The 9,459-nt window shown below is 70.9% G+C and carries 6 protein-coding genes; 2 read left to right on the top strand and 4 right to left on the bottom strand.

Going from position 1 to position 9,459, the window contains the following annotated elements:
- Positions 1-677: 677 nt before the first annotated feature.
- The 4 genes from uvrC to rsgA all read right to left on the bottom strand — a co-directional run bounded on the left by uvrC (position 678) and on the right by rsgA (position 7,736).
- Positions 678-2,666: an excinuclease ABC subunit UvrC gene (uvrC, locus tag V6U86_RS05045; protein WP_334498946.1), complete on the bottom strand. Its 1,989-nt coding sequence runs from the start codon at positions 2,664-2,666 to the stop codon at positions 678-680.
- Between the two features lie 176 nt (positions 2,667-2,842).
- Positions 2,843-3,328, bottom strand: coding sequence for a Rieske (2Fe-2S) protein (locus tag V6U86_RS05050; protein WP_334498948.1), 486 nt, complete (start codon positions 3,326-3,328; stop codon positions 2,843-2,845).
- Positions 3,329-3,491: 163 nt separating this feature from the next.
- On the bottom strand, positions 3,492-6,437 hold the full coding sequence (uvrA, locus tag V6U86_RS05055) for an excinuclease ABC subunit UvrA (RefSeq protein ID WP_334498950.1): 2,946 nt from the start codon (positions 6,435-6,437) through the stop codon (positions 3,492-3,494).
- A 228-nt stretch (positions 6,438-6,665) separates the two neighbouring features.
- Complete coding sequence (gene rsgA / locus V6U86_RS05060; protein WP_334498952.1) at positions 6,666-7,736, bottom strand: ribosome small subunit-dependent GTPase A; 1,071 nt, start codon at positions 7,734-7,736, stop codon at positions 6,666-6,668.
- A gap of 178 nt (positions 7,737-7,914) precedes the next feature.
- Here rsgA and V6U86_RS05065 point away from each other — a divergent pair, with 178 nt between their 5' ends.
- Both V6U86_RS05065 and V6U86_RS05070 read left to right on the top strand, forming a co-directional pair.
- Positions 7,915-8,631: a maleylpyruvate isomerase family mycothiol-dependent enzyme gene (locus V6U86_RS05065; RefSeq protein ID WP_334498954.1), complete on the top strand. Its 717-nt coding sequence runs from the start codon at positions 7,915-7,917 to the stop codon at positions 8,629-8,631.
- Positions 8,632-8,638: 7 nt separating this feature from the next.
- Positions 8,639-9,292: an MBL fold metallo-hydrolase gene (locus V6U86_RS05070; protein WP_334498956.1), complete on the top strand. Its 654-nt coding sequence runs from the start codon at positions 8,639-8,641 to the stop codon at positions 9,290-9,292.
- The last annotated feature ends 167 nt before the right edge of the window (positions 9,293-9,459 follow it).

A 9,459-nucleotide genomic window follows, 5' to 3' on the forward strand; every position in this document is an offset into this window, starting at 1 on the left:
GCCGGCGGCGGTCAGGGCGGTCTTGCGGATCAGATCGGTACGCATGATGGCGTGCTCCTCTGCATCGGGGGATCCGCATCACCCCAGGGGGTGGGGGTGCGGGGAAAGTTCGAGGGGTTCTGCCCGGTGACCCACGAAAGCGGGGTCGGCGTCGGGACAGGGTCCAACGGGTGCCGGTGGCAGATCATTCCGCCTACCCGTCGGCCGGTTGTGGTGCTCGGCCGTTCCGGCGGGTGTAACCGGGGCGGCCCGGTAGGTGTTCCCGGCGGCTGCCGTGTCCGGCCGTTGTGGTGCTCGGCCGTGCGGGGGATGTAACCGGGGCGGCCCGGCGGGTGTTCCCGGCGGCGGTACCCGGCGCGGCCGGCCCACCATGACCCGGACTGTTGCCGTCGTCTGCCAGGTATAACGACCCGGCCTGGCCGCCGATTCCGCCGACGAGGTGGCCCCGACCACCCGACAGCCGACACCAAACCCTACAAACCACCCGCCCCGGTACGGAACCTCGCATCCCGCAAGATCGTGCTCGATCCAGGAAACAGGCCCCTCCCTACGCCACGAGGCCACTACATCCAGGATCGAGCGCGATCATGGGGCGCGACCGCCCATCACGGGGCGAGCAAGGACAGCCAGCGTGAGCCGATCGGCTGCGCCTCCGACCGGGCGAGCGACGACAGTGCTCAGGTGCTGGGCTTCGCCTCCGCGCCGTCGACGGTCTTCGCGTCCTTGTCGAGGGCGGCCAGGATCGCCTCGGCGGTGCGGCGACCCACCCCCGGCACCTCGGTGATCTCTTCGACCGTTGCGGCCGAGAGTCGCTTGAGCGAGCCGAAGTGTCGCAGCAGCGCCTTGCGACGCACCTCGCCCAGGCCCGGTACGTGGTCGAGTGCCGACTCGGTCATCCGCTTGGAGCGGCGCTGCCGGTGGAAGGTGATGGCGAACCGGTGGGCCTCGTCACGCACCCGTTGCAGCAGGTAGAGCCCCTCCGAGGTGCGCGGAAGGATGACCGGGAACTCGTCGTCCGGCAGCCACACCTCCTCCAGCCGCTTGGCCAGCCCGCACAGCGCCACGTCGTCGATGCCCAGGTCGGCGAGGGCCTGCGCGGCGGCCGCGACCTGCGGGGCACCGCCGTCGACGACCACCAACTGCGGCGGGTACGCGAATTTTCGCGGCCGGCCGGTGGTCGGATCGATCAGGACGCCGACCTGCGGCTCGACCGCGTCTTGCGGGGCGGCCGGGTCGTCGGCCGACTCCACGCCCACCTCGCCCGTCTCGGCCCTGGCGTCCAGGTAGCGGGCGAAGCGACGGCGAAGCACCTCGGACATCGCGGAGAGGTCGTCGGTGGCGCCCCGGACGATGAACCGCCGGTACTCACTCTTTCGGGGCAACCCGTCCTCGAAGACCACCATGCTGGCGACGACGTCGGTGCCCTGGATCTGGGAGATGTCGAAACACTCGATGCGCAGCGGCGAGGTGCTCATGCCCAGCGCCTCGCTGATCTCGTCCAGTGCCTTGCCCCGGGTGGTCAGGTCACCGGAGCGCTTCAGCTTGTGCCGGGCCAGCGCGTCCTTGGCGTTGCGCTCCACCGTCTCCATCAGTGAGCGCTTGTCGCCACGCTGCGGCACCCGTAGCGACACCCGACTGCCCCGATGGTTGGAGAGCCAGTCGGCCAGCGCGTCGGCGTCCGCGGGCAGCTCGGGAACGAGCAGCTCACGGGGCACGTCGGCCTCGCCGTGCTCACCGCCGTACACCTGGGTGCAGAAGTGGTGCACCAGGTCCCCGGTGGTCAGATCCTCGGTCTTCTCCACCACCCAGCCGCGCTGGCCGCGGACCCGGCCGTCGCGGACGTGGAAGACCTGAACGGCCGCCTCAAGCGGGTCGTCGGCGAACGCGACCACGTCAGCGTCGGTGCCGTCACCGAGCACCACGGTCTGCTTCTCCATGGCCCGGCGCAGCGCGGCCACGTCGTCGCGCAGCCGGGCGGCCCGCTCGAACTCCAGCTGCTCGCTCGCCTCGATCATTTCGCGTTCGATCTTGCGGACCATGGTGTCGGTGCGCCCGGCCATGAAGTCGCAGAACCCGTCGACGATGGCCCGGTGTTCGTCGGCGGAGACGGTGCCGACGCAGGGTGCCGAGCACTTGCCGATGTAGCCCAGCAGGCAGGGACGACCGACCTGACCGGCCCGCTTGAACACCCCGGCGGAGCACGTCCGGGCGGGGAACACCCGCAGCAGCAGGTCGAGGGTCTCGCGGATCGCCCAGGCGTGTGAGTACGGACCGAAGTAACGCACGCCCTTGCGCTTGGCACCGCGCATCACCTGCAGCCGTGGGTACTCCTCGTCGAGGGTGACGGCGAGATAGGGGTACGACTTGTCGTCGCGGTAGCGGACGTTGAACCGTGGGTCGTACTGCTTGATCCAGGTGAACTCCTGCTGGAGCGCCTCGACCTCGGTGCCGACGGTGATCCAGTCCACCGACTCGGCGGTGGTGACCATCTGCCGGGTGCGCTCGTGCAGGTTCCACACGTCGCCGAAGTAGGAGTTGAGCCGGCTGCGCAGATTTCGCGCCTTGCCGACGTAGATCACCCGGCCGGTGCCGTCGCGGAAGCGGTAGACCCCCGGTAGCTCCGGGATGGTGCCGGGTGCGGGGCGGTAGGTCGAGGGGTCAGCCACGCCAGCAAGCCTAGTCCGCAGCACTGACAGCCCACCGCAGGCGCGTGATCCACTCGGCGTCCCGGAAGTCGGGGTGTCGGCATTGCCACGGACACCCCGACTTCCCGAAACGCGAGTCGATCTTGCGATGCCAGCCGGGCGGTCAGGCCAACCCGGCCGTCACGCCAGCGCGACCGTCACGCCAGCGAGATCTGGTCGCCGGTGACCTTGATGTCCTTGGGCGGCAGCGGCTTGGTGGCCGGGCCGGCCTTCACCGAGCCGTCCTCGATCGAGAACTTGCTGCCGTGGCAGGTGCAGTTGATGGTGCCGCCGTCGACGTTCGTCACCGGGCAGTTCTGGTGCGTACAGATCGGGCTGAAGCCCTTGAACTGGCCGGCCGTGGGCTGGGTGATGACCACACCCTCGGCGGCGAGGACCTTGCCGCCTCCGACCGGGATGTCGGCGGTGGTGGCCAACGACTGGGCGTTCTGCCGGTCGCCGCCGCCGGCGTCGCCGGTGCTGGGCACGGCGGGGCCACCACTGGTGGGCGCGCCGCTGCCGTTGCCGCCGTCGTCGCTGCCGCAGGCAGCCAGGACAACGGCTGCGCCGACCGCCCCGACGCCGGTGAGCAGGGTACGACGTGTCTGCGTACCCGGACCGGTCAGCGCCTGATCATCACTCATGCCTCGCCTCTCTCTAGCCCGCTGCGCCGGCTGATACCCGGCCACAACTTCTCCACACGGGCAACTGTGCCGGATGGTTCATCTCGGCATTCGGCGACCCGGCAAATGGAGCGGGGCGGGTCGTTTACCGACCCGCCCCGCTCGACGAACACGCACCAGACGGTCAGCGCGCCGCAGCCGGCACCTTACGGCTGGCCCGCGCCTTGGTCGCGCCGTTGGCCTTGGCGGCCCGGGTGGTGGCCGCCGCCGCACCCTTGGCCTCGCCGTCGAGCTTGAGCACCTGGCGCAGGAACTCGCCGGTGTGGCTCTCGGCCACCTCGGCGACCTCCTCGGGGGTGCCGGTGGCGAGCACGGTGCCGCCACGGTGGCCACCCTCGGGACCCATGTCGATCAGCCAGTCCGCGGTCTTGATCACGTCGAGGTTGTGCTCGATGGTGATCACCGTGTTGCCCTTGTCGACCAGCCCTTCCAGCACCATCAGCAGCTTGCGGATGTCCTCGAAGTGCAGACCGGTGGTCGGCTCGTCGAGCACGTAGACCGTCCGCCCGGTGGAGCGCTTCTGCAGCTCGGAGGCGAGCTTGACCCGCTGCGCCTCGCCACCGGAGAGGGTCGGCGCGGGCTGACCGAGGCGGACGTAGCCCAGGCCGACGTCGACGAGCGTCTTCAGGTGCCGGTGGATGGCCGGGATGGCGGAGAAGAACTCGGCGGCCTCCTCGATCGGCATCTCCAGCACCTCCGAGACCGTCTTGCCCTTGTAGTGCACCTCAAGGGTCTCCCGGTTGTACCGGGCGCCTTTGCAGACCTCGCAGGGGACGTACACGTCGGGGAGGAAGTTCATCTCGATCTTGATCGTGCCGTCACCCGAGCACGCCTCGCAGCGCCCGCCCTTGACGTTGAAGGAGAACCGTCCCGGGCCGTACCCGCGGACCTTCGCCTCGGTCGTCTCGGCGAAGAGCTTGCGGACGTGGTCCCAGACTCCGGTGTAGGTGGCCGGGTTGGAGCGCGGTGTCCGGCCGATCGGCGACTGGTCCACGCCGACGACCTTGTCCACGTGCTCCAGACCGGAGACCCGGGTGTGCCGGCCGGGCACCAGCCGGGCGCCGTTGATCTGGTTGGCCAACACCGCGTAGAGGATGTCGTTGACCAGCGTCGACTTGCCCGAGCCGCTGACCCCGGTGACCGCGATCAGCTGGCCCAGTGGGAACGAGACGGTCAGGTTACGCAGGTTGTGCTCCCGCGCGCCGTGCACCACCAGCTCACGGGACGGATCCTGCGGGCGGCGACCCGTCGGCGTCGGGATCGACCGCCGACCGGACAGGTACGCCCCGGTGATCGACTCCTTGTTCTTCAGCAGCGCCGGCACCGAGCCGCTGTGCACGATCTTGCCGCCGTGCTCACCCGCGCCGGGCCCGATGTCGACGATCCAGTCCGCGGTGCGGATGGTGTCCTCGTCGTGCTCCACCACGATCAGCGTGTTGCCGAGCCCACGCAGCCGGATCAGGGTCTCGATCAGCCGGTGGTTGTCGCGCTGGTGCAGCCCGATCGACGGCTCGTCGAGCACGTAGAGCACGCCCACCAGGCCGGAGCCGATCTGGGTGGCCAGCCGGATGCGCTGTGCCTCACCGCCGGAGAGCGTGCCGGCCGGGCGGTCCAGGGAGAGGTAGTCCAGGCCGACGTCGAGCAGGAACCGCAGTCGTGCGTTGATCTCCTTGAGGACCCGCTCGGCGATCATCTTCTGCCGGTCGGTCAGCTCGATGCCGGCGAGCAGGTCGGCGCACTCCCCCACGGACAGGTTGCAGACCTCGGCGATGCTCTTGCCGGCCAACGTGACCGCGAGCACCTCAGGCTTGAGCCGGGCACCACCGCACGCAGCGCACGGCACGTCGCGCATGTAGCCCTCGTACTTGTCGCGGGACCACTCGGACTCGGTGTCGGAGTGGCGGCGCTCGATCCACTGCACCACACCCTCGAAGCCGGTGTAGTAGGAGCGCTCACGGCCGTACTTGTTGCGGTAGCGCACGTGCACCTGATCGTCGGAGCCGTGCAGGATCGTCTTCTGCGCCCGCGCCGGCAACGCCCGCCACGGGGTGTCGATGTCGAAGTGCTGGGCCTCGCCCAGCGCCTCCAGCAGGCGCAGGAAGTATTCCAGGTTGTGCCCGGTGGACCAGGGCTGGATGGCGCCCTCGCGCAGGCTGCGCTCCGGGTCGGGGACCAGCAGCTCCGGGTCGACCTCCTTCTTGGTGCCGAGGCCGGTGCACTCCGGGCAGGCGCCGTACGGCGCGTTGAAGGAGAAGACCCGGGGCTCGAGATCCTCGATGGCCAGCGGGTGGTCGTTGGGGCAGGCCAGGTGCTCGGAGTAGCGGCGCTCGCGGTCCGGGTCGTCCTCGGGAAGGTCGACGAAGTCGAGCAGGACCAGACCACTGGACAGCCCCAGGGCGGCCTCGACCGAGTCGGTGAGCCGTTGCTTGGCGCTCGGCTTGACGGTGAGCCGGTCGATCACCACCTCGATGGTGTGCTTCTCCTGCTTCTTGAGCTTCGGCGGCTCGGTCAGCGGGTGCACCACGCCGTCGACCCGGGCCCGGGCGTAGCCCTTGGCCTGCAGCTCGGCGAAGAGGTCGACGTATTCGCCCTTGCGCCCACGGATCACCGGGGCGAGGACCATGAACTTGGTGCCCTCGGCCATGGCGAGGACCCGGTCGACGATCTGCTGTGGGCTCTGCCGGGAGATGCGCTCGCCGCAGACCGGGCAGTGCGGCTCACCGATGCGGGCGTAGAGCAGGCGCAGGTAGTCGTAGACCTCGGTGATGGTGCCGACGGTCGAGCGCGGGTTTCGCGAGGTGGACTTCTGGTCGATCGAGACGGCCGGGCTCAGGCCCTCGATGAAGTCGACGTCTGGCTTGTCCATCTGACCGAGGAACTGCCGGGCGTACGACGAGAGCGACTCGACGTAGCGGCGCTGCCCCTCGGCGAAGATCGTGTCGAAGGCCAGGCTCGACTTGCCCGACCCGGACAGCCCGGTGAACACGATGAGCGCGTCCCGGGGCAGGTCGAGACTGACGTCACGCAGGTTGTGCTCGCGCGCGCCACGGATGATCAGTCGGTCGGCCACGGTACGTGTACTCCCGGGAGAAGATGAAGCGGAGAATCTGTCCCGCTCTGGGGTGATCTGAGCGGTCGTGCGGGCGCGGAAAACACGCCTCGGCAACTCTAGCCCCGAGGTACGACAGTTTCCCTCGCCCGCACATTCCCCCAGCTCAGCCCGGTCGGCCGCCCCGCCGACGGCCGCCCCCCTCCGGCAAACGCCCCGCCGGCAAACGCCCCCGTCACGGGCACCCGGTCAGTAGCCCCCGGGCGTCGGCGGGCGACTGACCCGGCGTCGGGCCGAACGCCACCCGCCGCGCCGCTCCGCCGCCACCCGGGCCTCCCGCCGTCGGCTCTCGTGGGCCACCTCTCCCTGCAGCCGCCGCCAGCTCTCCCATCGACGGGTGGAGAGCTCACCGGTGTGCAGCGCCTCCCGGACCGCGCAGGCCGGCTCGCCGTCGTGGCCGCAGTCGGCGTACCGGCAGCCCTCGGCCAGCTCGGCGATGTCGGCGAACGCCCGGTCGAGCCCGACCGCGCCGTCCAACAGGCCGACCGCCCGCACACCGGGCGTGTCGATCACCGCACCGCCGCCAGGGACGGGCACGAGAGCCCGCCAGGTGGTGGTGTGCCGACCCTTGCCGTCGACGCGCCGGATCGCCTGGGTGGGCATCATCACCGCCCCGACGAGGGCGTTGACCAGACTCGACTTGCCGGCACCGGACGGGCCGAGCAGACCGAGCGTGCGCCCGGGCGCCACCTCGGCGCGCAGCGGGTCCAGCCCGAGACCACGTTCGGCGCTGACCGGCAACACCGGCACCCCGGGGGCGACCGCGGCCAGCTGGCGGGCCAGCGCGGCCGGGTCCGCCGCGAGGTCCGCCTTGGTCAACACGACCAGCGGCCGGGCGCCGGACTCGTGGGCCAGGGAGAGCAGCCGCTCGATCCGGCCCACGTCCGGCTCGGGGTGCACCGGCTCCACCACGGCGGCGGCGTCGAGGTTGGCGGCCAGCACCTGGCCGCTGGCGTCCTTGCCGGCGGTACGCCGGATCAGCGCGCCGCGCCGCGGCAGCACCGCCTCCACGGTGACCCGGCGGTCGGGCCAGTGGGTGAGCAGCACCCAGTCCCCGGCACAGGGCAGCGCGGACGGGTCCCGCGCGGCGGCGGTCAGCACCGCCCCACCCAGGCTGGCCCGAACCGGGCCGACTGCGGTGAGCACGGTGCAGACCCCCCGGTCCACCCGGGCCACCCGACCCGGCTGATGCTCGCCGTGGCGTGCGGCGTACGCCTGTCGCTCGGCATCCCAGCCGAGCGCGATCAAATCGATACTCATGGAATCCTCATCGGTGTCGAAGCTGGTGATGGCGGAACACGCGTGCCACGTCCGGCATGATCACCACCTCCGTCCGATGTCCCGGTGCCGCGTCTGCCGCAGACGGTAGGTCGTGCGCCGACGCGCCGAAAGCGATTTCCCCGGCGACGCCGCAACGGCGGACCGCTAGGGTCGACGGGTGACCACGGATCCGCTGCTGCTGATGGGCGAGGTGGACGCGGCCACCAGCCGACTACTGCGTACCGCCGCGTCTTTCGACGCCGCGGACCTGGCCGCCGCGTCGCTGCTGCCGGGCTGGACGCGCGGCCACGTGCTGGCGCACGTGGCGCGCAACGCCGACGGCTTCGTCAACCTGCTCACCGCGGCCCGCACCGGGGAGGCGCTGCCGATGTACGCCTCGCTGGAGGCCCGCACGGCGGACATCGAAGCCGGTTCGGGCCGGCCACCGGCCGAGCACCTGGACGACCTGCGCCGCACCGCTGACCTGTTCTCCGAGGCGGTCGCGGCGATGCCGGCCGAGGCCTGGGCTGCGACGGTGCAGGCGCGGAAGGGCCCATGGCCGGCCGCGCTGCTCGTCTGGGGCCGGCTGCGGGAGATCGAGGTGCACCACCTCGACCTGGCCGCCGACTACCGGGCCACGGACTGGTCCGAGACGTTCGCCCACCGACTGCTGCGCGAGGCGGCCAGCCATCACGCCACGGGGCCGACACCGCCGTCGATGGTGCTCCGCCTCGACGGCAGCGAGCACGAGGTGGTGATCGGGGAACGCGTCGGCGCCCCGATCGTCGCCGGCCCGGCCCCCGACCTCGCCGCCTGGCTGATCGGCCGCGCCGACGGCGCTCCGCTCTCCGTCACCCCCGACGGCCACCTGCCCACTCCACCGGAATGGATATAGAAACGTCATGACATACAGCGGAGACGTCACGCACGGCGGCGCACCGGCGGTCCGGGAGTTGGACGGGCTGACCATCAGCAAGCTGTCGGTGGGCCCGATGGACAACAACGCCTACCTGCTGCGCTGCACGGGCACCGGTGACCAGGTGCTGATCGACGCCGCCAACGAGGCACCCCGGCTGCTCGACCTGATCGGTGACGCCGGGCTCACCGCCGTGGTGACGACCCACCAGCACATGGATCACTGGGTGGCGCTGGAGGAGGTCGTCGCCAAGACCGGCGCCCGGGCACTGGTGCACGGCGACGACGCGGTGGGGCTGCCGATCGAGGCGGAGCGGCTGGCCGACGGCGACACCGTGGCGGTCGGCGACTGCGCGCTGGAGGTCATCCACATCAAGGGGCACACTCCGGGTTCGATCGCGCTGCTCTACCGCGACCCGGCCGGCACCCCGCACCTGTTCACCGGCGACAGTCTCTTTCCCGGTGGGGTGGGTAACACGGACAAGGACCCGGAGCGCTTCGCGGCGCTGATCGACGACGTCGAGCACAAGCTGTTCGACCAACTGCCGGACGAGACCTGGTTCTACCCGGGCCACGGCAAGGACAGCACGTTGGGCGCCGAACGCCCCGCCCTCCCCCAGTGGAAAGCAAGAGGCTGGTAACCCACCACCAACCAAGATCACCAACCGTCGACCGTTCACGACCAGGATCACAACCCCACCGACGGTGGTGGCACTCCGCGCGCGAGCCGGAACCACGACGGGGGCGGGGGCCCGCCGTGCCCGGCGCAGGGATCAAGCCTGACCGCCGGGAGCCGGGCACGGCGGGC

Source organism: Micromonospora sp. CPCC 205558 (assembly GCF_036902955.1).
GTDB lineage: Bacteria > Actinomycetota > Actinomycetes > Mycobacteriales > Micromonosporaceae > Micromonospora.